This is a genomic window from Olleya sp. HaHaR_3_96 (genome assembly GCF_019278545.1).
Classification (GTDB): Bacteria; Bacteroidota; Bacteroidia; order Flavobacteriales; family Flavobacteriaceae; genus Olleya.
In genome coordinates, this window is the sequence record NZ_CP058987.1 from 1990989 (window position 1) to 2016198 (window position 25210).

A 25210-nucleotide genomic window follows, 5' to 3' on the forward strand; every position below is an offset into this window, starting at 1 on the left:
AACGACTGGTTATATACTATTTCGCCTAAGCGAAAAATGATAGACCTAAATTTTAAAGAGATTTGGAGGTATCGCGATTTGTTGTTTTTATTTGTCAAACGAGATATTATAACGGTTTATAAACAAACCATATTAGGACCTTTATGGTTTTTTATTCAACCTTTATTTACCTCTGTAATTTTTACTTTAATATTTAACAATTTAGCAGCTATTCCAACAGGAGCGGGCGTGCCTCCTTTTTTGTTTAATTTGGCAGGAATAACGTCTTGGAACTATTTTAGTGCGTGTTTGACAGGAACTAGTAATACATTTAAAGCCAATCAAGGTATTTTTGGTAAAGTCTACTTTCCTAGAGTGATTACGCCATTGTCTATAGTGTTTTCAAATTTATTAAAGTTTTGTATTCAGCTATTAGTACTAATCGTATTTTATATCTATTATGTGTTTTTTACAAATCAAGAGGTAACGGCAGCACCACAATTAGCAATAGTGTTACTACCATTACTAATAGTATTTATGGGCTTGTTTGGTTTAGGATTTGGCATGATTTTATCATCATTAACGACTAAATATCGTGACTTAACATTCTTGGTTACTTTTGGTGTACAGTTATTAATGTACGGTTCGGCAGTGATGTATCCATTATCTTATTTTAAAGAAAAAGTACCAGAGTATGCTTGGTTAGTAGAATATAATCCGATGACTACTATTATAGAATTGTTTAGATATATGACTTTAGGTGTTGGCGCATTTTCAATAACTAATTTTATATATGCTGGAAGTATAAGTGTAATCGTATTTTTATTAGGATTAATAATTTTTAATAAAACGGAAAAAACGTTTATTGATACGGTTTAGATAAGCTATTTTGAAAATATGAACGACAATAAAAATGTTTTAATTTGTATAGGAACAAGACCTGAAGCTATAAAAATGGCTCCAGTATATTTTAAGTTTTTAAAATCAGGCTACAATACAAAACTTTGCGTGACAGCACAACATCGAGATTTATTGGATCAAGTATTGGAGTTCTTTAAAATGAAACCAGATTTTGATTTAAACTTAATGACGCCTAATCAGACATTAAATAAATTAAGTTCAAGAATTCTAGAAGCGATTGATAAAATTTTTATAGAACATAAAATTGATCTTGTTTTAGTACATGGCGACACTACAACATCTAGTGTTATTGCATTAGCTGCTTTTAATCGAAAAATTAAGGTAGCACATGTAGAAGCAGGATTAAGAACGTATAATAAATGGTCTCCTTTTCCTGAAGAAATGAATAGGCAATTAACCGGTAGGTTAGCCGATTATCATTTTGCTCCAGGTATAAGTGCTAGTCAAAACCTTTTAAAAGAAGGAGTGGCTTCAAATACAATACTAGTTACGGGTAATACTGTTATTGATGCTTTAAAAATGACTGGAGAGATCTTAGATCAAGGGTTTAGTACACCGGTAATCGAAAGTTTAAAAGAAGCTATCAATTTTGATAAAAAAATAATTTTAGTAACGGGACATAGAAGGGAAAATTTTGGAGAAGGTTTTGAATCTATTTGCAATGCCTTAGTTGAAATATCTAAGGATAATACGGTAGAGATTGTTTTTCCAGTACACCTTAACCCTAACGTCCAAGAAGTGGTTTATAAAAGACTATCTAATCTACCAAATGTGCATTTAGTAGCACCATTAGATTATCCAACATTTATTTGGTTAATGAAAAAAGCACACTTAATAATTTCAGACTCTGGAGGTGTTCAAGAAGAGGCGCCAACTTTTGGAGTCCCTGTTTTAGTGACTAGATCGGTTACGGAAAGACAAGAAGGGGTGGATGCAGGTTGTTCGTTTTTAGTAGGCACCGATCAAGACCTTATTGTAAGTAAAGCACAACAAATTTTATCTAAAACTAAGCAGATAAATACAGTTATTAACCCTTATGGTGATGGTGATGCTTCTCAAAAAATTGTTGATTTTTTTAATACAAATACATGGTAGAAGATAGGGACATCATATTAAAAGCAGAAAACATTTCTAAACAATACCGTTTAGGTCTTGTTGGAACTGGTACTATAAGTCACGATTTAAATCGTTGGTGGAGCCGGGTTAGAGGGAAAGAAGATCCCTATTTAAAAGTAGGTGATAGTAATGATAGAAGTACAAAAGGTGAAAGTGAATACGTTTGGGCTTTACAGAATATTAACTTTGAAGTAAAGCGTGGTGAGGTTTTAGGGATTATAGGTAAAAATGGCGCAGGGAAATCTACGCTTCTAAAGATACTATCTAAAGTAACGGGCCCAACCACCGGAGAAATTAAAACTAGAGGACGTATAGCTTCACTATTGGAAGTTGGTACAGGTTTTCATGGAGAAATGACTGGACGAGAAAATGTATTCTTAAATGGTGCTATTTTAGGTATGTCTAAAAAAGAAATTACTTCTAAAATAGACGAGATTATAGCGTTTTCAGGTTGCCAACGTTATATAGATACACCTGTCAAACGTTACAGTTCTGGTATGACGGTACGATTAGCCTTTGCTGTAGCAGCCTTTCTAGAACCAGAAATATTGGTAATTGATGAAGTTTTAGCTGTAGGTGATGCTGAGTTTCAAAAGAAAGCCATTGGAAAAATGCAGGATATTAGTCAAGGAGAAGGGAGAACCGTTTTGTTTGTTAGTCATAATATGGCGGCAGTAAAGAATTTGTGTACTCGAGGTATTTTACTTGAAAACGGCGAGATTAAAACATCAGGAACGATAGAAGCGGTTTTAAATGAATATCAGAGAATTTCTAAATCACAAGGGAATTATTTTGTAAAAGAGTCAAAAAAAGACTTTTACATTGCGTCAGTTAAAATTGAAGATTCTAATAATGCTTTTTATAGTAATCAAGCTATTAAAATAACTATTAGAGTTGGAAAAAACAATGAAGACATCAAAAATAAGTTTTTATTAATTAGAGTTTTGGATAACATTGGTCAAGTGCTTTTTAGTCTAGAAAAGGCTTTAAAAGATAAAGACGATAATTATAGTTTAGTAATACCTAAAGAAACGCTGGTTAAAGGAAGTTATAAGATAAATTGTATCATTTATCATCCAGCTGTTGCTCAATACGATAATATTGAAGAATGTTGTGGTTTTGATATACTAAATAATTCTAACGCCTTTTCCCATTTAGAAACATTTAATATCGGAAAGATGTACGTATCATCAAAATGGCTTAATTAAATAATATGCTGATTAGAATATTTAATAAAATTAAAAATAAAATCTTTGTTAAGAAAGTACTATCTAATATAGACAAGCCGTTTTTTACTAAAGCTATTTTTGTAGATAAAAAATTTAATATAGGAGAGTATACCTACGGAAAACCAACAGTGTTATTTGAAAATAAACAAACAAACTTGACGATCGGAAAATTTTGTTCTATAGCAGATAATGTTACTATTTTTCTTGGAGGGAATCACAGAACAGATTGGATCTCTACATATCCTTTTAATGTTTTAAAGGACTACTTTCCTAATGCTTCAAATATAGAAGGACATCCAGCAACAAAAGGAGATGTTATTATAGGTAATGATGTTTGGATTGGAAACGGCGTTACTATAATGTCGGGGATTTCTATAGGGGATGGAGCAGTATTAGCTGCTGGAGCAGTAGTCGTTAAAAATGTAGGTGATTACGAAATACATGGCGGTAATCCAGCAAAGCTTTTGAAGCTTAGATTTAAAGAAGAAGAAATTGTAAAGTTGAAAAATATTAAATGGTGGAATTGGGATATCGAAAAGATTAAAGCTAATACAAGTATTCTTTGTTCAAATAGTATTGATGACTTTTATTAAAACTCTAAATTACTGTTTGAAAGTAATTATAAAAAAAATAATAATACTTATTTAATGATAAAAAAAAATATTAAAAAAATATTAGGTATTTATACAGAAAATAATTTGAGTAATTTAAATAAAACTAAAGCATACTTTTCAACAAAAGAAAAGCAAATGCTATTAAAAATGCCTCGTTATATAGAAGGAAAGCTAAAATTTAAAAACTTAAATTTTAGCTTTTCAGACTCTATAGGATTTCTACATTCTTTTGATGAAATTTTTATGGAAGAAGTTTATAAATTTGAAAGTGATAAAAAAAGTCCGTTGATAATAGACTGTGGTTCTAATGTGGGTTTAAGTATTTTATATTTTAGAGAAAAATTTCCAGAAGCTAAAATAATTGGATTTGAAGCAGATAATAAAATTTTTAATTTGTTAAAAAATAATATTTCCCAATTTTATAATAACGATAAAATTCAAATTTTTGAAAAAGCTGTTTGGACTAAAAATACTATTCTCACCTTTTTTACAGAGGGTTCTTTAGCTGGTTCTGTAAACGTAGATTTTTCAGGAAACAATGCAACAGAAAAAGTACAAGCAGTTGACTTTAAGAAGTACTTAAAAGAAGAAATTGATTTTTTAAAAATAGATATAGAAGGAGCTGAAAATGAATTAATATTTCACATAAAAGAAGATTTAAAAAATGTAAAAAATCTTTTTTTGGAATATCATGGTCTTATTGATAAAGAACAAAACTTAGGTGATATTTTAAATTTGTTATCAGATGTAGGTTTCGAATATTATATACGTTTAGCAGGTGAAACTTTAAAGTACCCTTTTTGTAAAGAAACACCTAAAAAATTTAATCAACAATTAAATATTTTTTGTTTTAGAAAATAATGTTATCAATAATTATTTCATCATATCAACCAAGCTATTTTAATGTTTTAGAAAAAAATATTAAAGTAACTTGTGGGGTTGAATATGAAATAATCAGGATTAAAAACCCAAATTTAATGGGGATTTGTCAAGCTTATAATTTAGGTGCATCAAAATCAAAATATAATAATTTACTTTTTGTTCATGAAGATGTTATTTTTCACACTCAAAATTGGGGCGAAATACTTATTAATTATCTTAAAGATAAACAGCTTGGTGTAGTTGGAATTGCAGGCTCCAATTATGTGCCTTTTGTTCCTTCTAATTGGTGGGTTAATGCTAGAAAATCTAAATTACATTTAATACAGTCTAATAAAAATGAACGCGTAAAAGTGCACACACGAACAAATTTCGAAGATAATAGACTTTTTGAGTACGTTTATAGTTTAGATGGTGTTTTTATGGCCTGTAGAAAAGATGTTTATAAACAGTTTAAATTTAATGATAAAATAAAAGGCTTTCATGCTTATGATGTTGATTTTAGCTTAAGAATTGCTGCTGAATATAAGAATATTGTTACTGGAGAAATTTTGATAGAACACTTTTCAGAAGGGAATGCAGATAAAGTTTGGTTTCAAGAAATGATCAAAGCAAGAAGGTTTTATAAGTTACCAAAGAATCAAAAAAATAATAAAGAAATAGAGTTACGTTCATTTAAAACTTTTTTGTTGCAATTTAAAATATTTAATATAACAAAAGGACAACAATTTTTTTTAGCATTAAAATATCTTAGTCTTTCTAAAGTAGGGTTTGTAAATGTTTTGAAATTAATTTATTCAAAAATCAAATAAATGCTGGCAGTTGTAATACCATACTATAAAATATCTTTTTTTGAAGACACTTTAAAGTCTTTAAAAGAACAAACCAATAAAAGCTTTAAAGTATATGTTGGGAATGATGCTAGCTCAGAAAACCCTGAAGCACTTTTAACTAAATATGCTTCAGAATTTGATATTGTTTATAAAAAGTTCGAGAATAATTTAGGAGGAGTTCATCTTGTCAAACAGTGGGAAAGATGCATCAAAATGGTAAAAGATGAAAAGTGGATTATGCTCCTTGGAGATGATGATTTTATAGAAAATAACCTTGTGGAGTCTTTCTATAATAAGTATTCATTTTTTAGTGGAAAATCTAATGTAATTAGGTTTGCAAGTAGCGTTTTTAATGATACTGAAGAAGACTCAAACCAACAAATATTTAAACATCCAGAGTGGGAGACCGCTCAAAATTCATTATGCAGAAAAATCACAGGACAAACACGTAGTTCTTTATCAGAATACATTTTTTTTAAAGATATCTTTTTTACAAAACGTTTTACAAATTATCCATTAGCTTTTTATAGTGATGACAAAGCATGGCTAGATTTTTCTGATAGTAAGCCTATTTATACTATTAACGAAACTACTGTTAATATTAGAATTTCAAATATTAGCATATCTGGTAGAACAGATAATTTAGACCTTAAAATAGAAGCAGAGCAAAATTTTTATTCAGATTTATATTGTAAGCAATTAGACGAGTTTAGTAAAACATGTAGATTACATATTATGCGAAAATTTGAAATTGCTATATTAAAAAAGAAAAAACTAAACACGCAGCAATGGTGTAAATTATATGTAAACTACATTAAAAACTATGATAAAAAGCAGTTTTACAAGTTTAACAAAAGACTTGTAAAAAGTATAGTGTATAGAAAAAGAGTAATGCATTAATTTATTTAAATAAAATGAAAAAGTCATTACTCATAGCTACACCTTATTTAAATAATATTGGAGGAACAGAAATAGAAACGGTTACAACTGCAATTTATTTGTTTGATACTAAGCAATTTGATACGGTCTCTATATTTACTCCAAATGAAATAAACAGAGATCTTTTTAAAAAAATAATTAATAATAGATCAATTCATTTTTTTAATTACCCAAAGCGTCTTTCAAGCCCTTTCATATTGTTGTTAGATAGATTCTTTTATAAATTGAAATTTAAAAACAGTTTTTCTAAGTGTATTTATTGGAAATATAAAAGTCTATCTTTTTCCAATTTATTTGTATTGGCTTATCCTAAAAGTGTCTATTTTTTTTCAATACTTAATGGGTTTTCAAAACGAAAGAATATATCTGCCAAAATAACACTTTGGCACTATAAAACTTTAGAAAAAGAACACATTCCGTATTATCAAAAATTTAATTCAATAATAGTATTTAATAAGAAGCAAAGTGATTTTTGGGAAAAAGAGTATAAGTTAAAAAATGTATTAGTAAGCGATATCATTATACCTAACGAAGACAATTTACTTAAAATTAAACCTATTAATTTTAATGAGGTTAGTGTACTACAATTTGGATACTTGGGAAGAATATCCAGAGAGAAAAATATTGAAGACATGATTCGTTTACTTGCGTATTTGAACAAAAACACGTCTCAAAAAACAAAATTAATGATCCAAGGACCAGGCGACATTAAATATATTGGATCGTTAAAAATTTTAGCTAAAAATTTAGATGTAGAAAATGATATTTCTATAATTACAGAAGTTATTTCTCCAGTAAGTACACATTTGTTTTACGCTAAAATCCATGTGTTTTTAGTAATGTCTTTACACGAAGGTGGACCAATTACTGCATTAGAAGCAGCAGCAGCAGGAAGGATGATACTTAGTTATCATGTAGGAGCAATGCATGATAGATTTAATACCTTGCCTTTAATAATTAATAATACATTCGAAGACCTATGTCAGTCTGCCAACACTTTTATAAAACTAAAAAATGACAAAAAAAACAGTGTTGTTTTAGAGGTAAGTAAACTATATAAATCAAATCTATCTAATAAAAGTAAAGGAATAAAATTATTAAAAATTATTAAAAATGAAAGCTAGTAACCCTTTAGTGTCTTTTGTAATACCTTGCTTTAATGATTTCCAGTATGTAGAGCAATCTGTTAATTCTGCATTACATCAAACTTATAAAAATATAGAAGTAATTGTCGTAGACGATGGCTCTAATGCAAAGACAAAAGCGGTTTTAAAAACAATTGAACCTAAAATAGCTAAGCTTATTACTCAAGAAAATAAAGGGCAAAGTACAGCTAGAAATAGAGGTGTAGCAAATGCTAAAGGTGATTATATTGTTGTACTAGATAGTGATGACTATTTTGAGCCAACGTTTTGTGAAAAAGCAATAGAAATTATTATTAATAATACAGAGGTTAAATTAGTGACTTGCTCTGTTAATATTTTGGAGTCTAATGGTAAAGTCACTTTTTTTGAACCTAAAGGAGGCAGCGTAGTCAATTTTTTAACAACAAATAGTGCGCTTGGTTCTTTAATGTTTAGAAAGGTCGATTTTATGTTTATTGATGGCTATGATGTATCCATGCGAAGAGGTTTTGAAGATTGGGAGTTTTATTTAAGGTTATTAAAAAATGGAGGAGAAACATATGTTATAAAAGACCGTTTATTTAATTATAGAAAACGTAGGATTTCAACTACGTCACGAGCAAATAAAGTAAAGTATGAATTAACAAAATTTATTCAAATTAAAAATAAAGCGGTTATTTCAGAGCATATAGAAACCTATATTAATGAGGTTTATGCAAAATTAGAATTAGAAGAACAAAGTAAAATCAAACAACAAAATAAAATAGATTTTAAGCTAGGTAAAGCTATATTAAAACCTTTGAGATTTTTTAAATCATTTTTTAATTAATTATGCAGCCAACAGTCACTATCATAATGGCAACTTACAATAGAGCACATTTTATTGTAGAGACGCTTAATACTATAAGTAAACAAACCTTTAAGTCTTGGGAATGTATTATTATAGATGATGGAGGGACAGATCATACTGAAACCGTTATTTCTAGTTTACTTAAAGACGATAGTCGATTTAAATATTTTAAGAGAACAAATAAGTACAAAAAAGGATTGTGTGGTAGTCGTAATTATGGATTAGATATGGCTAGAGGAGACTATATTATCTTTTTTGATGATGATGATTTGGTGCATCCTAAAAATCTTGAAATAGCGCATCATGTTATTATTAATAATGATACAGATTTTTGTCATTATCAAAAGCAGTCTTTTGTATCAGAAAAACCAAAAGTTATAGATTTAGAAGTTGAGGTTAAGGGTAATATAAGTGTAACTAATATCGAAGCTGTAGTTACAGGAGAAATAGGTTTGGCTTCCTGTACGGTATTGTGGAAAAAAGAATGTTTCAAAACTATTCGTTTTAACGAGGACTTACAGTATGCAGAAGAATGGGAATGTTATCTAAATATTATCAGTAACGGTTTTAAGGGAGTAATTATTGGTAATATATTATATTATAATAGAAAACATGAAAATTCTAATACAGGTGAGTTTTGGAACGATAACCCTAAGAGAATAGAATCTTATGTCAAATCACGAAAGTTGGTTTGTGAAAATTTGATAGCATTAAATTTAATGAATAGCGGATTGAAAAAATATTTTATTCACAACGCTTATACTTTAAATGCAAAAACGATTGTTAGTAAATTAATTGCACAAAGTTTTTTTAATAAAGTTTACTTTTGGATGTTTCCATTAAAATTTAAACTATTTAAAATGTTAAAACAATTTTGAAAAATATATTAATCATATCAGAATCTATTGACATAGATGATAGTAGTGGGTCTAAAGTAAATGTTGCCTTAATTTTAAATTTAGCTACATTAGGATATGATGTAAAAGTGCTCCATTATTCAAGAAAGGACATAAAATTAGATGGTGTGACTTGTGTATCCATCCCAGAAATTAAATTTTCAATAAACTATTTTTTAAGTAGATTTCAGCGTGTTTTTCAAAGAGTAACCAAGAAAAATGTATCCAAATTTCTAGAAAGAAATTTTGGGCATTCGTTTACCTTTTTTAATGATGCTAAAAGTATTTCTAAATCAATAGATAAACACTACAGTAATCAAGATTTAATTATTACATTAAGTAAGGGCGCTAGCTTTAGACCGCACTACGCAATGTTAAGCTTACCAAGATTACATAGTAAATGGATGGCCTATGTGCATGATCCTTATCCTTTTCATTATTATCCCAGACCTTATAATTGGGTGGAATCTGGATATCAATTTAAAGAGGGTTTTTTTAGAGAGGTTTCGGAAAAAGCCAAGTATAGCGCTTTTCCTAGTGTAATGCTAAAAGATTGGATGGGAAGTTATTATTTTAATTTTAATAAGACAGGTGTTATTATTCCCCATCAAAATTTATCTTTTAATAAACGACAAGAGGTGGATATTCCGGATTATTTTAACATCGAGAAATTTAATCTTTTACATGCAGGAAATTTGATGTCTAAAAGAGACCCAAGAGGTTTAGTTGATGGATTTAATAAATTTTTAGAAAATAATAAAGGTGCGGAATTGAGTGCACAATTATTATTAATAGGTGGGGCTGATTATCATAAGGAATATTTAAATAGCGTAATAGGTGATCAGATTTATTGGTCGGGAAAAAATGTAGAATATAAGGAAGTCGAAATGTTGCAGAAAATGGTTTCCGTAAATATTATATTAGAAGCAAAATCTGAAATTAGCCCCTTTTTACCTGGAAAATTCCCAAATTGTATTTTAGCAAATAAACCAATATTATTACTGGGGCCGCATTATAGTGAAACCAAACGCTTATTAGGTGACGACTATGCCTATATAGCCGAAATCGATGATGTAGATTTAATCTGTAGTCAAATAACAAAACTTTATATAAATTGGAAATCAAATAATAATGCGTCGTTAGATAGACCTGATTTGCAAGACTATGTTGGCTTAGCGTTTTTAAAGAATACTATTGATAATTTAATATAATGGAGTCAAAAACAATTTACTTTAAGGGGTTAAATGGTATAAGGGCTATTGCTGCTATTTTGGTAATGGTGTGTCATATAGATCAGCAAATAGAGTTGTTTTTTTTACCACATAAAAATATTCACGCTACAGGTATGGCTGTTAGAGCAGTTGATATGTTTTTTGTTTTAAGTGGTTTTTTGATTACTTATTTACTCTTAGTAGAAAAGAACAAAACAGGAACTATTAATTTTAAAAAATTCTACATTAGAAGATTATTAAGGATATGGCCTGTTTATTATTTATGTATTGTTATTACTGTAATTTTAATTTACTTTAATATAGTTCCTTCTGTTAATAATTTAACGACAAGTTTGCTTTTTTATATATTTTTAATGGCAAATATCTCCTACTTGTTGCGGATTAATTTACCAACAATAACGCCACTTTGGTCGGTTGGGGTGGAAGAACAGTTTTATCTTATTTGGCCCTATATTGTAAAAAAAACAAAAAAATACTTTTTGTTTTTTGGTGCCTTTTTTGTCCTTGGATGTGCTTTAAGGATTGGTGCTAGATATACATTAAATGAAGTAGCACCAATAATTGTAGAGTTTTTATATAGCTTTAGAATAAATATAATGGCATTAGGTGCATTGGGGGCTTATTTAGTATATTCTAATCATAGTATTTTAACTATTATATTTAGGCGGGAGGTACAGTTAATAGCTTGGGCTGTTTTATTGTTTTCTATTATTTATCACCCCATTCATATTAGAACTTATGTTGATTCGGAGATAAATTCACTATTTTATCTAACAATAATATTAAATGTAGCCTGCAACCCTAAAACAATTTTTTCTTTAGAGAATAAAGTTTTTAACTTTTTTGGACGAATGTCGTATGGTATATATATGTATCACATGATAATAATTTATGTTTGTAGTCATATTTATTTGGCCACAAATATGGCGTTAAACTATTATGCGATACTATTTGTAATTGTTTTTGTAACAATAATAAGTGCTTATATGTCTTATGTTTATTTTGAAACGCCTTTTTTAAGAATGAAGAAAAAGTTTATGATTGTAAAAAGTACAAGTAAACAAAATAGCGATGTATAGAAAACTAATACTTATTGCTTACAGTGTTTATCCAGATTATAAATCTAGTGAAGGGATTGTGAATTATAATTGGATTAATATTTTATTAAAATATTCCAATAATATTGTTCAGATTTCTCAGAAGAAAACAATAGATTTTGTACATGATAAGACTCTTTTTTTTAAGGTTGAAAACTATTTTTATAAAGCGATAAAAAAACAAAGCCTTTTTAGATTTTTAGTTTATAAGCTCCTTGATCTTTTGTTTTGTTTTTTTTCTAAGGATAGTTCCTTATATAATTATTTATGGGTTAATAAAGCAAGTCAACTTTTAAATAAACATTATACTAGTGATGCGGTAATTTGGGCTCGTATTCTTCCTACTAATTCATTAGATGCAATTTTACGTTTATATTCAAAAAAACATTTTCCTTTTATCGTTAATATTAATGACCCTGTTATAAATTCTCAGCTTAAAAACGGCTCAAAAGATAGCTTGTCGAAAGAAGAAACAACGCTTTTAAAAACTAAAGAGCATGCTCAAGCTTGGACTTTTCCATCCAGTAAATTAGCTGATCGTATAGCTGTAAAATATAAGTTAGATCGCAGTAGGTGCTTTGTGGTACCACATGCTATAACACCTATTCTTGATAAATATTATAGAAAAAATAAAAAAGTTAAAATACTATATACTGGTACATTTTATAAAAGTGCATTTACTCAAGAGTTTAAACATACTTTAGAACAGATAAAGCTTCATGAAGTTTCAGAAAAACTAGAATTCACATTTGTTCTGTCGCAATATAATCAGGAGTCAATTAAGTGGTTAAAAGAAACACTACCAGGTGTTAAATTATTATTTAACTTGGACAGGAGTGAAGTATTAGAGTTGTTGAAAGAGTCTGATTTAATATTGGTTATAGATGCGGAGTCACATACAGACTTGCTAAAAGGAAAATTAGTGGAAGCTATTTCCTATGGAGTACCTATTTATACGCCAACTTATAAAGGTTCGGTTATGGATAAGGTAACTTCTAGCTATGGCTGCAATGCGTCTTATTTAGAAATAGAAGGAGATTCATTTATAAAATTACTAAACGCGATTAATAATTTGGACAATATTGATTGGCTCACTAATTTTTATAAGGAAAGAGAAAAAGTAATGGAACAATTTTCAGAAGAGAGAATATTAAAAATGACTTATGATATTTCTGAATTCGCCCACAATAGATTTTTTAATAAGCATAATTTTAAACTTAAAGAACAGTATAACTGGCCATAACTATGACATTTATAATAGCAGAAATAGCACAAGCACATGATGGTAGTTTAGGTATGGCTCACGCTTATATCGATGCTGTTGCAAAAACAGGATGTAACGCCATAAAATTTCAAACACATATTGCTGAAGCAGAAAGTAGTATCCATGAGCCTTTTCGCGTAAAGTTTTCTAAACAAGACGATACAAGGATGGCGTATTGGAAACGGATGGAGTTTACTCTAGAGCAATGGAAGACAATAAAAGCACATTGTGACGATGTTGGGTTGGAGTTTATCAGTTCTCCTTTTAGTAACGCAGCTGTAGATTTACTTAAAAAAGTAGGTGTTAAGCGCTATAAGGTGGGGTCTGGTGAGGTTAATAATTTTGTGTTGCTAGAAAAAATAGTACAAACGGGTAAGCCTATTATTATTTCGTCAGGTATGAGTTCGTATAAAGAGTTAGATGCAACAGTTACGTTTTTACAAGAAAGACAAGTTGATTTTTCAATTTTACAATGCACGACCTCTTATCCAACAAAGCCAGAACAATATGGTTTAAATGTTATAACAGAATTTAAGGAACGCTATAAGGTGCCTATCGGTTTTTCGGACCATTCATCTTCTATAGAGGCTTGTATAGCAGCTACTGCACTAGGAGCAGAAATATTAGAGTTTCATGTGGTGTTTAACAAAGAGATGTTTGGTCCGGATGCTAAAGCCTCTTTAACAATGGAGGATACTAGTCGTTTAGTAAAAGCGGTTCGTAATATTTCAATTGCACTACAAAATCCTATTAATAAGTTAGATAATTCTAATTTTGAACATCTGAAGTCCATTTTTGAAAAATCTTTAGCTATTAATAAAAATTTAAAAGCTGGTGATAGTATTAGTTTTTCAGACTTAGAGACAAAAAAACCTAAAGGATTTGGTATCTTGGCTAGTGAATATGAAAAAGTAATTGGTAAAAAATTAAATCGCGATATGACGCAATGGGATTTTTTAAACGAAGAGGATTTAACGGATTAGTATGTCAATAAAAAAAATATGTGTTGTAATTACAGCACGGCCATCTTATAGTCGAATTAAAACAGCTTTAGCAGCTATTAAAAATCATCCAAAACTAGAGCTACAATTAGTTATTGCAGGGTCCGCTTTGTTAGGACGTTATGGAAACGCTGTAGAGGTTATAGAGAAAGATGGATTTACAATAGCTGAAAAAGTATTTATGGTTTTGGAGGGAGAAAATCCAACCTCTATGGCTAAAACAACTGGCTTAGGAGTTATGGAATTGGCAAATGTGTTTTACCGTTTACAGCCTAATGCAGTTGTGACTATTGCAGATCGATTTGAAACTATTGCAACAAGTATTGCGGCAGCCTATCAAAACATACCTTTAATCCATATTCAAGGTGGGGAAGTTACAGGTAATATTGATGAAAAAGTAAGGCATGCCAATACTAAGTTAGCAGATATTCATTTGGTAGCATCTCAAGACGCTTACGAGCGTGTTATAAAAATGGGAGAACGTCCAGAAACTGTTTTTAATACTGGTTGTCCATCCATAGATTTAGCTTTAGAAATTAAACAAAATTCTAAATTAGATTTCGATCCTTTAAAAAAATATGGTGGTGTTGGTGCTGAAGTTAATTGGAAGGAAGAAGGTTATATTGTAGTAATGCAGCACCCGGTTACTACAGAATATACATCCGCACGAAAAGATGTTGAAGCCACGTTAAAGGCAGTACATGAGCTAAATATACCAACGTTTTGGTTTTGGCCAAATGTGGATGCTGGTTCTGATGGGACATCTGGAGGGATTAGAGCGTTTAGGGAAAATAATCAACCCAAAAACATTCACTTTTTTAAGAATATGGAACCTAACGATTTTTTAAAATTATTAGCTAATAGTCAATGTTTAATAGGTAATTCTAGTGTAGGTATTAGAGAATGTTCTTATTTAGGTGTGCCAGTTGTAAATATTGGAACACGCCAAAACAGAAGACAACGTGGTAATAATGTTACTGATATTTCTTATAATAAAGACAAAATAAAAGAAGCAATATTAGAGCGTATAGCGAATGAAAGTATTACTTCAGAATCTATTTATGGAGATGGGGAGGCAGGGGTTAAAATTGCTGAAATATTAGCAAATGTAACTTTAGAGTTTCATAAAACCATTACATATTAATATGAAAATTCTAGGTATTATACCAGCTAGAGGCGGCTCTAAAGGAGTTTCTAGAAAAAATGTCAGGTTGGTAGATGGGCAGCCACTTATCTCTTACACTATACAAAAGGCAAAGGAGTCCAAATTACTGACTGATATATTTGTATCTACGGATTGTGATGAGATTATTGAAGTCGCAAATAAGTACCAATGTGAAAGTTTAAAAAGAAGTAGAGATAATGCTAAGGATACTTCAAAAATTGAAGAAGCTATTATTGAGGTATTGAAATCTTTAAAGACAAAATATGACCTTATTGTGCTGCTTCAACCTACAGCTCCGATAAGAGAAAGTGAAGATATTGATAATGTAATTCAGATGTTTTTAGAAGATACTAATTTGGAATGTGTCGTTTCTGTAATTGCGTTAGAAGATATCCATCCTGCAAGAATGTATCATGTTAACGACAACAGAATAATGTCCTCTTTAGATGAAAAATCAGAAAGTAAAAGAAGGCAAGATTTAAAGCCAGTATTTTTAAGAAATGGAGCAATTTATGCAGTGAAAACAACTGCTTTTCTTAAAGAGAAAAAAATAATACTTCCTAGTAAAAAAGCATATGTTATGCCTGAATCTAAATGGGCTAATGTTGATACAGAACGTGATTTACTAATTACTGAAGTGCTAATAAAAGAATGGAAAAAAGGTGTGTTATGAGTGCTTTAAAAACAATTATATCTGGAATAAGTGCACTTTCTTTAGAAAATGAGATAGCTTTAGGTCAAATATCATCATTTGAGTATCAAAAAATATCTACGGATTTAGAACTAAAAAAAGCATTACAAGATTGTGATGTTTTTTGGTTTAGGTTAAATCACAAGTTAACAAACGTTATTTTAAATAATGTGAAGTGTAAGTATATTTTGTGTGCGGCTACAGGGTTAGATCATATAGATTTAGAAGCGTGTATCTCTAATAATATAAAGGTTATTAGTTTAAAAGGAGAATTTGAGTTTTTAAAAGAAGTAAGAGCGACAGCAGAGCACACGTTAAGCTTGTTGCTAACACTGATTAGGAAATCTAAAAACGTTTTTCAACATACGGAAGGAGGAGCTTGGAATCGATATTTGTTTAAAGGAACCGAACTGTATAAAAAGAAAGTAGGTGTTCTAGGTCTAGGTAGGTTAGGTAAAATTATGGCTGATTATTATGCTGTTTTAGGTATGGAGGTGTTTTATTACGATACTGAAAATCAACCAGAATATAGTATTAAATATAATAAGATGAATACTATGGAGGCGCTTCTCTCTATTGCAGATGTTCTTTCTATACATCTACCTTATAATAAAAATACTCATTTTATATTAAATAAAAATAATCTTTCTTTGTTAAATGAATCATCTGTAATAGTAAATACGGCTCGTGGTGGGTTAGTAAATGAAAATGATCTATTGCAATTGTTAATAGAAAAAAAAATAGGTGGCTATGCAACCGATGTGTTATGGGGTGAGCCGGACATTAGAAAACATCCATTAATTACCTTTGCTAGATTAAATGATAATGTAATTATTACGCCGCATATTGGAGGGAATACATTTGAATCTATCGAGAAAACAGAAACATTTATTTTGGATAAATTAATCAAAATCATAAAATGAAAAAGATAGGGGTTGTAATTGCTGATGGCGTAGGATATAGGAATTTTATTATGAGTGAATTTATTCATGAACTAATAAGTAAATATGATGAAGTTATTATTTATTCTGGATTGATTGAGGGGGTTTATGATAAAGAATTATTAAAAAAAGTGTCTTTTTATGAATTGGATATTTACAAAGAATCTATAGTTTCTTGGTTTTTTAGAAAACTAAAAGAAGTGGCTCATATGCGTAAACATATTTCTTTTTTTGGTATTAAAACAAGTTATAATAATGGAAAAGTATCCAAGATTAAATCAAAAAGACATTTTTTAATAAAGATTGTATATGCCATAACTAAAGTTTTTTATTCTGAAGCAAATATTGAGTTTTATGAAAAAAGACAGTTTAAAAGTTTTAGCAACGAAAATATTTATAAAAAGTATTTAACTACATTAACTAAAACAAATCCAGAGAGTTTATTTTTTACACATCAAAGACCTTATAATCTAGCACCACTATTAGCCGCTTGTAAAGTGTTGAATATTAAAACTTCAAGTTTTATATTTAGTTGGGATAATTTGGCGTCAAAAGGAAGAATGTTAGGTCAATTTGATGGGTATATGGTTTGGAGTGATTTAATGAAAAAAGAATTATTACATTTTTATCCAAATACAATAGAAGAAAATGTACACGTTGTGGGGACACCACAATTTGAACCCTATGTTATGGAAAAGTATGATGTTTCAAAAGAAGAATTATTTAAAAGTTTAGGATTGGATTTAAGTAAGAAGACTATTTATTATAGTTGCGGTGATGTGTCGACGAGTCAACTTGATCCATTTTATATAGAGAAAGTAGCACGATTTATTGAAAATAAAAAAATAATAGACGTAAATTTTGTTGTAAGAACATCTCCTGCAGAGGATGAATCACGTTTTATTGGAATAAAGAAGAAATACCATAATATTGTATGGAATTTTCCTAATTGGGAATTAACTAGGACTAACCATACAGAAACATGGTCTCAGAGAGTTCCTAGTGTTGATGACATTATAACATTGAAAGGCTTATTAAAATATTCAGATGTTAACATAAATATGTGTTCTACGATGTCATTGGACATAATGTTATTTGATAAACCAGTAATTAACGCTGTTTATGGTAATAAAGAAAACGGATTATATAATGATCAAAAATATTTAAATTATGTTCATTTCGATAAAGTCGTAAAATCAAAAGCAGTTACAGTAGTTAAAAAGGATTCTGATTTTATTAAAGCTATAAATAATTCGTTATCAAACCCAACGGAATTCCAAAAAGAAAGAGCAAATATTTTGGACATCCAAATTGGAGTACCGCTGAAAGGCACCAGTAAACGAATGGCCAAAACACTGTTAGAATGGTCGTAAAACAACACATAGCGGTCATCTGTAATTATAAATTACTTGAAAATCGTGTTGGAGGTATGGATTATTTTTTCTGGACCTTTAATAAAAAATGTTTAGAGCAAAATGTAAAAGTAGATTGGTTTTTTCCAAATACAGCAACACATGGAGATTATAGCACGTTTAATAGTATTATTGCTGAGAGTGTATCTATAGAAAATAATTTTATTAACCATATACATAGTAACACTGTAAATTATACCCATGTTATTACTCATTTTGTTGAATTGTGTACGCCGTTCTTTAAAACTGTAAAAAAGAAATTAAGCACTAAAATTATTGCGGTAGATCATAATCCAAGACCTTTAAATGGGTATCCTTTAATTAAAAGAATTAAAAAGAAAATAAAAGGACGTTTGTATGCTAAACATACGGATCAATTTATAGGAGTTTCAGACTATACAAGCGATGCTATTTTAAATGATTTTGGAGGCTTTTTAAAACCAAAAATAAAAACAATTTATAATGGTGTTTTAATAAAAGACATTGTGCCAAAAACGAAAGAAAGAGCAAAAATGAATCCTAAGTTTTTAGTCGTTTCACATTTGCGCTTTTCAAAAGGGATTCAAGATTTAATACTTGCAGTAAAAGACTTGCCAGAGACTTTAAAAAAAGATTTGAGTATTACTGTTTATGGCGATGGGCCTTACAAAAAAGAATTATTAGACTTGGTTGCTATGCACCAATTACATTCAATTTTCGATTTTAAAGGGAGTAGTGCGACTTTAAAGGCAACCTATCACTATTTTGATTATATGTTACAACCAACACATATGGAATGTTTCAGTTTGTCTATTTTAGAAAGTTTAGCAGCAAACATACCCGTAATAACAACACCAGTTGGAGGTAATGAAGAAGTCGTTACAAATGGTAAAAATGGTTACATTTTTAAAACGAAAGATATTAAAGCATTAACAGTGCTTTTAAATGCAGTGATTACTGGAGATAAGAGTATTCAAGAGGATACGAGACATTTAATAGAAACTGAATACTCTATAGATTTAATGGTGGAGAATCATTTAAAACTTTTAAAGAAATAGTAAACATGCTTTTTAACTCCTTTACATTTCTTGTTTTTTTTATTATAGTTTTTTTTGTGTATTGGTTTCCATTAAAGGACAAAACAAAACATCAGAATATTTTTATATTATTTGTTAGTTATGTTTTTTATGCATGGTGGGATTGGCGATTTTTAGTATTAATAATCCTAAGTACTTTAGTGGATTATTTTGTAGGACTAAGTTTAAATAAGCTAAAGGAGCCCAATAAAAGAAAAATGATGTTAGCGATAAGTGTCATATTTAACTTGGGCTTATTGTGCTATTTTAAATATGCTAACTTTTTTATAGATAATTGGGTTGCTGCTTGGCAAAGTATAGGTGTGCAGTCTAATGTTACCTCTTTAAACATTATTCTACCTGTTGGGATTTCATTTTACACCTTTCAAACAATGAGTTATACTATAGATGTGTATAGAAAACAATTGAAGCCAACTAATTCATTACTCAAATTTGCCGCTTTCGTTTCGTTTTTTCCGCAGCTTGTAGCAGGACCAATAGAAAGAGCATCACATTTATTACCACAGTTTAGTAAAAAAAGAGTTTTCGATTATAAGAGGGCAACTTCAGGTTTGAACTTAATTATATGGGGATTATTTAAAAAAGTAGTGATTGCAGATACGTGTGCAACTTATGTAAATGCCATTTTTAGTAATTATGAAAATTTAAATACTCTAAGTTTATTATTAGGCGCTGTATATTTTGCTTTTCAAATTTATGGTGATTTTTCAGGATATTCCGATATTGCCATTGGTTTATCAAGACTGCTAGGTTTTGATTTAAAACAAAACTTTAATAAACCTTATTTTTCAAGAAATATTGCCGAGTTCTGGAGACGTTGGCACATTTCATTATCTACTTGGTTTAGAGACTATTTATACATACCATTGGGAGGAAGCATAGGTAAACCTATACTTAAAGTACGTAATGTATTTATTATCTTTTTGGTTAGTGGTTTTTGGCATGGTGCTAATTGGACCTTTATTTTTTGGGGATTACTAAACGCTATCTATTTTTTACCTTTGTTATTACTTAATAGAAATAGAAAATATTTAGATGTTGTAGAAATTAATTTTTCTAAAAAAGGCATTATAACATTTTTAAATATCGTTACTACATTTTTGTTAGTAATATTAGCTTGGGTGTTTTTTAGGGCTAATACAATCACCGAAGCTTTTGCTTATTTAAAAAGATTACTAGTTAATTTAGACTTTTCATTTCAATATTTAGCAATAGAACGTTATAATTTTGAAGCACTATTAGTATTATTGTTGTTTATTTTAGTTGAATGGTTTACACGTAATAGCGAACATCCTTTTATAGGCAGATATAGAAAAATATATATGTCAATAATTTTAATATTAATTATTGTTTTGGGTGTGTTTTCGGAACACTCAAACTTTATATATTTTCAATTTTAAATGAATAAATTTATTAAAAATTGTCTTGTAATTACTTTAGGAATAATAGTCGTATTATTTTTATTAGATGGTTTGTATACTAACGTTTATAAATCAACTTTTACAAGGAATAAAACGCAACATATTTTAAGTCTAAAAACGGGTTCAAAATTAGATTATGTATTTTTAGGAAGTTCAAGAGTTGAAAATTTTATAATGCCAACAGTAATTAAAGACATTACAAAAAAGGAAGCACTTAACCTTGGTACTCAAGGAGCCAAACTTGATGATATGAATATATTTTTAAGACTCTTAATATATAGAAAAGTAAAGATTAAAAGACTTTTTGTACAAGTAGATTATGTTTATAATTTTGAGTCAAGTTCAGATATTGTACGTTCTCAAGCATTGCCTTACATCAGAAGTAATACTATTATTAAAGACTATATGAAAAAGGTAGATTCTAACTATTTTAAAAATTATTATATTCCTTTTTATAGATATGCAAGTAATGACTATAGATTGGGATTTAGAGAGTTTTTTGCATCTCTAATCAATAAAAAATCAAAAATAGATTTTAATGATGGTTTTGTACCTCTTTTAGGTTCTATTAATGAAGGAGAAGAGGGAATAGGAAATTTACCAAAAACGATCATTAAAACTAATAAAAGCCTTTCAGAAATAGATTCTTTATGTATTGCTAATAATATTAAAGTCACTTATTATTGTGCTCCTTTTTGTTCAGGATTAGTATCTAATAATTACCTTTCTAAATTAAAAACAAAGTTGCCTAATTTTAAAGATTTTTCTCAAGTAATAAAAGCGGATAGTTTGTTTCAGAATTGTGGCCATTTAAATAAAGAGGGAGCTTTAGTTTTTACTCGTCACATTATCAAAGCCTTTGATTTATGAAAATAGCATTCTTAACACCAGAGTTTTCTCATGAAAACTTAGGCCATTCAGGCGGTATTGGTACAAGTATAAAACACTTGGCTATTGCATTGGTAAAACAAAATCACAACATTTCTATTTTGGTTTATGGACAAAAAGAAGATGGTTTTTTTTCCGAAGGTGGTATTGATGTTTACAAAATAAAAAACCCGAAACTTAAAGGTGTCTCCTGGTATTTGACTAAGAAAAAAATAGAGAAGCTAGCAAATAAATTACATAAAGAACAAAAGATTGATATTATTGAAGCTCCAGATTGGACCGGTATTACTTCGTTTATAAAACCATCCTGTCCAATAATTATACGGTTACATGGATCGGATACTTACTTTTGTCATTTGGATAATAGAAAAGTAAAAGCTGTAAATAAGTACCATGAGAAAAAAGCGCTTAAAAATGCTAACGGTATTATTTCTGTTAGTAATTATACCGCAGCGTTGACCAATACTTTATTTGGTTTAAAACTGGATTATACTGTTATCCATAACGGGATTGACCTTAAGTTGTTTAGTTCTAAAACTTTTATAAGTAACGAGAAAACAGTCCTTTATTTTGGAACACTCATTAGAAAAAAAGGATTGTTGGAATTACCTTATATTTTTAATAAAATTAATGAAAAATATCCTGAAGTAAAACTAGTATTGGTAGGTAAAGATAGTCCAGATATTAAGAGTCACAGTCTGTCTACTTGGCAATTAATGCAATCGTTATTTACTAAAGAGGCCTTGCTGCAAGTTGAATATATTGGAGCTGTGCCGTATTCTGAAATGCGTGAACATATTGAGAAAGCAACACTTTGTGTTTTTCCTACGTTTGCTGAAGCGTTGCCAGTCTCTTGGTTAGAAGCGATGGCTTTACAAAAGCCAATTGTAGCTTCAAATGTGGGTTGGGCAAAAGAAATTATAGATGATGGAGAAGATGGCTTTTTAATACATCCTAAAGCACATCAAAATTATGCTAACAAAATTATCGAGCTTTTAGAAAATGAAGCTTTACGAAATCAATTTTCAATTGCAGCAAGAAAAAAAATAACATCAAAATTCAGTTCAGAAATAGTTGCAAAACAGTCTATTCAATTTTATAAAAAAACAATAGATGCTCATTCTTTTTCATAATAATAACAAAGTTGTTGAGGTTGTTGACAATAAAACTAAGGACGCTATATTACTGGAGTCTAGTCAGCCAACAGAGGCATTGTTTTTTTTAGCGTCAAAATATAGTAATCGTATTATTGCTTGGTGTCATGTTTCGAATAAGGAGAAAATCAATACTAAGGCGCTAACATCGTATTTTACGTTAAGTAATATTATGGTTTCTAACAGCAAGTCTTCTTATTTTGGCGATGCTATTGGTTATGTCGAAGATTCTCTTTTTATGAATGTGAATAGAAACATAAAGTATCCAACTTGGTTAATGCATAGTAATTGTGGTGCGATTTATGGAGAAAACCTACTTGCTTTCAAAACGCAAATGGACTGTCGGAATACTTTTAGTTATAACTTAAATAGTATCGCTAAATTAGGAATAGCTAGGGGTTTATTGTGTTATTTTGCTCCCGATATTATTGTGGAGAATGAAGAAGAGGCTATCGTTAAAAAAGCGAGCACTTCAGAATTGTTCAAATTTGTAAAAGAACACTTTAAAGCGCGCTGGTCGTTTTTATTATTTTTAAATGTATTAATCTTCCAAAAGAAGGTTTTATTTATTCCATTTATCAAAAGTTTGTGTTTTAAACAGAAGACATTTGATAAAGCAATAACTTCTGAAGCCATTACTGAAGAGGTAGAAGCTAACACCTCTATTTCTGTATTAATACCAACATTAGGAAGGGCAAAATATTTACACGATGTTTTAAAGGATTTATCAAAGCAAACGTTAATGCCTGCTGAAGTTATAATTATAGAGCAAGACGATAGCGAGGTTGCAAAATCTGAACTTAATTATATAAAATCTGAAGCGTGGCCATTTAAAATAAATCATAAACTTATAGTACAAACAGGAGCATGTAATGCTAGAAATATAGGTTTACAATTAGTAACATCCGATTACGTTTTTCTCGCAGATGATGATATAAGATTTAACAAAGCGACATTAAAAGAGGCTTTGAGTTTTATGCAAACTTATAATTTTGATGCTATTACTTTAAGTTGTTTAAGAGGTAGTGAAATAGAAAAACGTAACGTCCCAATCCAATGGGCTGCTTTTGGATCGGGTTGTAGCATTGTAAAAACAAGTGTTGTTAGAAAAATAAAATTTGATATGGCTTTTGAGCATGGTTTTGGGGAAGATGTTGATTTTGGAATGCAAATTAGAAATAAGGGGATTGATATTATATATCTACCTACTGTGCAATTAAAACATTTAAAAGCCCCAATAGGAGGTTTTCGAACGAAGTATGTACACGCTTGGGAGAATCAAGTTGTAATACCTAAACCATCTCCTACAGTCATGCTATATAATTTAAAATACAAAACAGAACCACAATTAAATAGTTATAAATTAACGTTGTTTTTTAAATTTTATAAAAGGCAAGCTATAAAAAATCCATTTAAATACTATCGTGTGTTTAAACAACGTTGGAAAGTAAGTCAGGATTGGGCTAATAATTTGCAAAATAAGACTGTTTAATATGACTTTTTCTCTAATCATTTGTACTTATATGAGACCGCAATCGCTGCTAAGGTTATTGCAATCTGTTACTTTGCAAAGTATATATCCTGATCAAATATTAATTATTGATGGTTCGACTAATACGAATACTGAGGGCGCTTTAAAAAAGAATACATTTAGAAATTTAAGTTATTATAAAGTTGATACAGCTAATAGAGGCTTAACAAAACAACGTAATATCGGCGTTAGTAAGGTTAATAAGTCGTCTCAAATCGTCTGTTTTTTAGATGATGATGTCGTTTTGGAACCTCATTATTTTGAACAATTATTATCTACATATAAAATGCATCCCAAGGCTCTAGCAGTTGGTGGCTATATTACAAATGAAGTTTTATGGGAGGTGTCAGACAATAAAAAGGAGTCCTCAAAATTTTATTATGATGGCTGGATGCGTAATGAGCCCTCTAGATTTAAAATGCGAAAAAAATTAGGTTTGCAACCAGACACGGCTCCAGGTTTTTTGCCAACCTTTGCACATGGGCGTTCGGTTAGTTTTTTACCACCTTCAGATAAAATTTATGAAGTAGAACAAGTCATGGGAGGTGTGTCTAGCTATCGAAAAGCAGTATTTGATAATGTATCCTTTTCTACTTATTTTGAAGGCTATGGCTTATATGAAGATGCAGATTTTTCTATTAGATTGGCTAAGTTGGGACCTTTATATATAAATACGAATGCTAAACTAGCACATTATCATGATGGTTCAGGTCGGCCAAATCAATATAACTATGGTAAAATGGTGGTTAGAAATAGTTGGTATGTTTGGAAGGTAAAATATCCAAAGCCAACGTTTAAAGCAACCGTTAAATTTCATGCTACAGAATTATTGTTGATGGCTATTAGAATTACGAACGTTATTAATTCTAAAGACAAATTAAAAGCGTTGACAGAATCTATAGGACGTCAGGTTGGATGGATTTCGCTTATCTTTAACAAACCTAAACACCAATAATT

General features: G+C 29.7%; 24 protein-coding genes. All 24 read left to right on the forward strand.

The window, feature by feature from the left end; genetic code table 11:
• Positions 1-36 precede the first annotated feature (36 nt).
• The 24 genes from H0I26_RS08610 to H0I26_RS08725 are packed head-to-tail and all read left to right on the forward strand — an operon-like array spanning position 37 to position 25208.
• The gene (locus H0I26_RS08610; protein WP_218702060.1) at positions 37-858 is read left to right on the forward strand and encodes an ABC transporter permease; all 822 of its coding nucleotides are present in this window, start codon (positions 37-39) and stop codon (positions 856-858) included.
• A gap of 18 nt (positions 859-876) precedes the next feature.
• A complete protein-coding gene (wecB, locus tag H0I26_RS08615; protein ID WP_218701856.1) occupies positions 877-1995 on the forward strand; it encodes a non-hydrolyzing UDP-N-acetylglucosamine 2-epimerase in 1119 nt (372 codons plus the stop codon).
• Positions 1989-3224 carry a polysaccharide ABC transporter ATP-binding protein gene (locus H0I26_RS08620; RefSeq protein ID WP_218701857.1) on the forward strand — a complete coding sequence of 412 codons (1236 nt, stop codon included), beginning with the start codon at positions 1989-1991 and terminating at the stop codon, positions 3222-3224. The genes wecB and H0I26_RS08620 overlap by 7 nt, the downstream gene beginning before the upstream one ends.
• 5 nt (positions 3225-3229) lie before the next feature.
• On the forward strand, positions 3230-3838 hold the full coding sequence (locus H0I26_RS08625; RefSeq protein WP_218701858.1) for a CatB-related O-acetyltransferase: 609 nt from the start codon (positions 3230-3232) through the stop codon (positions 3836-3838).
• Between the two features lie 54 nt (positions 3839-3892).
• Positions 3893-4720, forward strand: a complete 828-nt coding sequence (locus H0I26_RS08630) for an FkbM family methyltransferase (RefSeq protein WP_218701859.1) — start codon at positions 3893-3895, stop codon at positions 4718-4720.
• Positions 4720-5550 (forward strand): glycosyltransferase, encoded by an 831-nt coding sequence (locus H0I26_RS08635; RefSeq protein WP_218701860.1) that lies wholly within the window; start codon positions 4720-4722, stop codon positions 5548-5550. The genes H0I26_RS08630 and H0I26_RS08635 overlap by 1 nt, the downstream gene beginning before the upstream one ends.
• Complete coding sequence (locus H0I26_RS08640) at positions 5551-6471, forward strand: glycosyltransferase (RefSeq protein WP_218701861.1); 921 nt, start codon at positions 5551-5553, stop codon at positions 6469-6471. It begins immediately after the preceding gene.
• Positions 6472-6485: 14 nt separating this feature from the next.
• Positions 6486-7634 (forward strand): glycosyltransferase, encoded by a 1149-nt coding sequence (locus H0I26_RS08645; protein WP_218701862.1) that lies wholly within the window; start codon positions 6486-6488, stop codon positions 7632-7634.
• Complete coding sequence (locus H0I26_RS08650; protein WP_218701863.1) at positions 7624-8463, forward strand: glycosyltransferase family 2 protein; 840 nt, start codon at positions 7624-7626, stop codon at positions 8461-8463. The genes H0I26_RS08645 and H0I26_RS08650 overlap by 11 nt, the downstream gene beginning before the upstream one ends.
• Positions 8464-8465: 2 nt before the next feature.
• The gene (locus H0I26_RS08655; RefSeq protein ID WP_218701864.1) at positions 8466-9362 is read left to right on the forward strand and encodes a glycosyltransferase family 2 protein; all 897 of its coding nucleotides are present in this window, start codon (positions 8466-8468) and stop codon (positions 9360-9362) included.
• Positions 9359-10591, forward strand: a complete 1233-nt coding sequence (locus H0I26_RS08660; protein WP_218701865.1) for a UDP-glycosyltransferase — start codon at positions 9359-9361, stop codon at positions 10589-10591. The genes H0I26_RS08655 and H0I26_RS08660 overlap by 4 nt, the downstream gene beginning before the upstream one ends.
• Positions 10591-11691 (forward strand): acyltransferase family protein, encoded by a 1101-nt coding sequence (locus H0I26_RS08665; protein WP_218701866.1) that lies wholly within the window; start codon positions 10591-10593, stop codon positions 11689-11691. Before H0I26_RS08660 ends, H0I26_RS08665 begins: the two co-directional genes overlap by 1 nt.
• A complete protein-coding gene (locus H0I26_RS08670; protein ID WP_218701867.1) occupies positions 11684-12952 on the forward strand; it encodes a hypothetical protein in 1269 nt (422 codons plus the stop codon). The genes H0I26_RS08665 and H0I26_RS08670 overlap by 8 nt, the downstream gene beginning before the upstream one ends.
• Before the next feature lie 2 nt (positions 12953-12954).
• Positions 12955-13956 carry an N-acetylneuraminate synthase family protein gene (locus H0I26_RS08675; protein WP_218701868.1) on the forward strand — a complete coding sequence of 334 codons (1002 nt, stop codon included), beginning with the start codon at positions 12955-12957 and terminating at the stop codon, positions 13954-13956.
• Between the two features lies 1 nt (position 13957).
• On the forward strand, positions 13958-15118 hold the full coding sequence (gene neuC / locus H0I26_RS08680; RefSeq protein WP_218701869.1) for a UDP-N-acetylglucosamine 2-epimerase: 1161 nt from the start codon (positions 13958-13960) through the stop codon (positions 15116-15118).
• A gap of 1 nt (position 15119) precedes the next feature.
• Positions 15120-15812 (forward strand): cytidylyltransferase domain-containing protein, encoded by a 693-nt coding sequence (locus tag H0I26_RS08685; RefSeq protein ID WP_218701870.1) that lies wholly within the window; start codon positions 15120-15122, stop codon positions 15810-15812.
• Positions 15809-16753 (forward strand): NAD(P)-dependent oxidoreductase, encoded by a 945-nt coding sequence (locus H0I26_RS08690; RefSeq protein WP_218701871.1) that lies wholly within the window; start codon positions 15809-15811, stop codon positions 16751-16753. The genes H0I26_RS08685 and H0I26_RS08690 overlap by 4 nt, the downstream gene beginning before the upstream one ends.
• Positions 16750-18144, forward strand: coding sequence for a hypothetical protein (locus H0I26_RS08695; protein ID WP_218701872.1), 1395 nt, complete (start codon positions 16750-16752; stop codon positions 18142-18144). The genes H0I26_RS08690 and H0I26_RS08695 overlap by 4 nt, the downstream gene beginning before the upstream one ends.
• Complete coding sequence (locus H0I26_RS08700; RefSeq protein WP_218701873.1) at positions 18135-19220, forward strand: glycosyltransferase family 4 protein; 1086 nt, start codon at positions 18135-18137, stop codon at positions 19218-19220. The genes H0I26_RS08695 and H0I26_RS08700 overlap by 10 nt, the downstream gene beginning before the upstream one ends.
• A 5-nt stretch (positions 19221-19225) precedes the next feature.
• Complete coding sequence (locus tag H0I26_RS08705) at positions 19226-20659, forward strand: MBOAT family O-acyltransferase (RefSeq protein ID WP_218701874.1); 1434 nt, start codon at positions 19226-19228, stop codon at positions 20657-20659.
• Positions 20660-21550, forward strand: a complete 891-nt coding sequence (locus tag H0I26_RS08710; RefSeq protein WP_218701875.1) for a hypothetical protein — start codon at positions 20660-20662, stop codon at positions 21548-21550. It begins immediately after the preceding gene.
• A complete protein-coding gene (locus H0I26_RS08715) occupies positions 21547-22701 on the forward strand; it encodes a glycosyltransferase family 4 protein (protein ID WP_218701876.1) in 1155 nt (384 codons plus the stop codon). The genes H0I26_RS08710 and H0I26_RS08715 overlap by 4 nt, the downstream gene beginning before the upstream one ends.
• The gene (locus H0I26_RS08720; RefSeq protein ID WP_218701877.1) at positions 22682-24214 is read left to right on the forward strand and encodes a glycosyltransferase family 2 protein; all 1533 of its coding nucleotides are present in this window, start codon (positions 22682-22684) and stop codon (positions 24212-24214) included. The genes H0I26_RS08715 and H0I26_RS08720 overlap by 20 nt, the downstream gene beginning before the upstream one ends.
• 1 nt (position 24215) lies before the next feature.
• Positions 24216-25208: a glycosyltransferase family 2 protein gene (locus H0I26_RS08725; RefSeq protein WP_218701878.1), complete on the forward strand. Its 993-nt coding sequence runs from the start codon at positions 24216-24218 to the stop codon at positions 25206-25208.
• The last annotated feature ends 2 nt before the right edge of the window (positions 25209-25210 follow it).

What these genes read in the sequence shown, in the direction of transcription:
- H0I26_RS08640 (WP_218701861.1), top strand. Translation starts at nt 5,551, where the DNA reads ATGCTGGCAGTTGTAATACCATACTATAAAATATCTTTTTTTGAAGAC.
- H0I26_RS08725 (WP_218701878.1), top strand. Translation starts at nt 24,216, where the DNA reads ATGACTTTTTCTCTAATCATTTGTACTTATATGAGACCGCAATCGCTG.
- H0I26_RS08650 (WP_218701863.1), top strand. Translation starts at nt 7,624, where the DNA reads ATGAAAGCTAGTAACCCTTTAGTGTCTTTTGTAATACCTTGCTTTAAT.
- H0I26_RS08610 (WP_218702060.1), top strand. Translation starts at nt 37, where the DNA reads ATGATAGACCTAAATTTTAAAGAGATTTGGAGGTATCGCGATTTGTTG.
- H0I26_RS08620 (WP_218701857.1), top strand. Translation starts at nt 1,989, where the DNA reads ATGGTAGAAGATAGGGACATCATATTAAAAGCAGAAAACATTTCTAAA.
- H0I26_RS08630 (WP_218701859.1), top strand. Translation starts at nt 3,893, where the DNA reads ATGATAAAAAAAAATATTAAAAAAATATTAGGTATTTATACAGAAAAT.
- H0I26_RS08665 (WP_218701866.1), top strand. Translation starts at nt 10,591, where the DNA reads ATGGAGTCAAAAACAATTTACTTTAAGGGGTTAAATGGTATAAGGGCT.
- H0I26_RS08715 (WP_218701876.1), top strand. Translation starts at nt 21,547, where the DNA reads ATGAAAATAGCATTCTTAACACCAGAGTTTTCTCATGAAAACTTAGGC.
- H0I26_RS08690 (WP_218701871.1), top strand. Translation starts at nt 15,809, where the DNA reads ATGAGTGCTTTAAAAACAATTATATCTGGAATAAGTGCACTTTCTTTA.
- H0I26_RS08685 (WP_218701870.1), top strand. Translation starts at nt 15,120, where the DNA reads ATGAAAATTCTAGGTATTATACCAGCTAGAGGCGGCTCTAAAGGAGTT.
- H0I26_RS08645 (WP_218701862.1), top strand. Translation starts at nt 6,486, where the DNA reads ATGAAAAAGTCATTACTCATAGCTACACCTTATTTAAATAATATTGGA.
- H0I26_RS08655 (WP_218701864.1), top strand. Translation starts at nt 8,466, where the DNA reads ATGCAGCCAACAGTCACTATCATAATGGCAACTTACAATAGAGCACAT.
- H0I26_RS08670 (WP_218701867.1), top strand. Translation starts at nt 11,684, where the DNA reads ATGTATAGAAAACTAATACTTATTGCTTACAGTGTTTATCCAGATTAT.
- wecB (WP_218701856.1), top strand. Translation starts at nt 877, where the DNA reads ATGAACGACAATAAAAATGTTTTAATTTGTATAGGAACAAGACCTGAA.
- H0I26_RS08635 (WP_218701860.1), top strand. Translation starts at nt 4,720, where the DNA reads ATGTTATCAATAATTATTTCATCATATCAACCAAGCTATTTTAATGTT.
- H0I26_RS08720 (WP_218701877.1), top strand. Translation starts at nt 22,682, where the DNA reads ATGCTCATTCTTTTTCATAATAATAACAAAGTTGTTGAGGTTGTTGAC.
- H0I26_RS08625 (WP_218701858.1), top strand. Translation starts at nt 3,230, where the DNA reads ATGCTGATTAGAATATTTAATAAAATTAAAAATAAAATCTTTGTTAAG.
- neuC (WP_218701869.1), top strand. Translation starts at nt 13,958, where the DNA reads ATGTCAATAAAAAAAATATGTGTTGTAATTACAGCACGGCCATCTTAT.
- H0I26_RS08710 (WP_218701875.1), top strand. Translation starts at nt 20,660, where the DNA reads ATGAATAAATTTATTAAAAATTGTCTTGTAATTACTTTAGGAATAATA.
- H0I26_RS08705 (WP_218701874.1), top strand. Translation starts at nt 19,226, where the DNA reads ATGCTTTTTAACTCCTTTACATTTCTTGTTTTTTTTATTATAGTTTTT.
- H0I26_RS08675 (WP_218701868.1), top strand. Translation starts at nt 12,955, where the DNA reads ATGACATTTATAATAGCAGAAATAGCACAAGCACATGATGGTAGTTTA.
- H0I26_RS08695 (WP_218701872.1), top strand. Translation starts at nt 16,750, where the DNA reads ATGAAAAAGATAGGGGTTGTAATTGCTGATGGCGTAGGATATAGGAAT.
- H0I26_RS08700 (WP_218701873.1), top strand. Translation starts at nt 18,135, where the DNA reads ATGGTCGTAAAACAACACATAGCGGTCATCTGTAATTATAAATTACTT.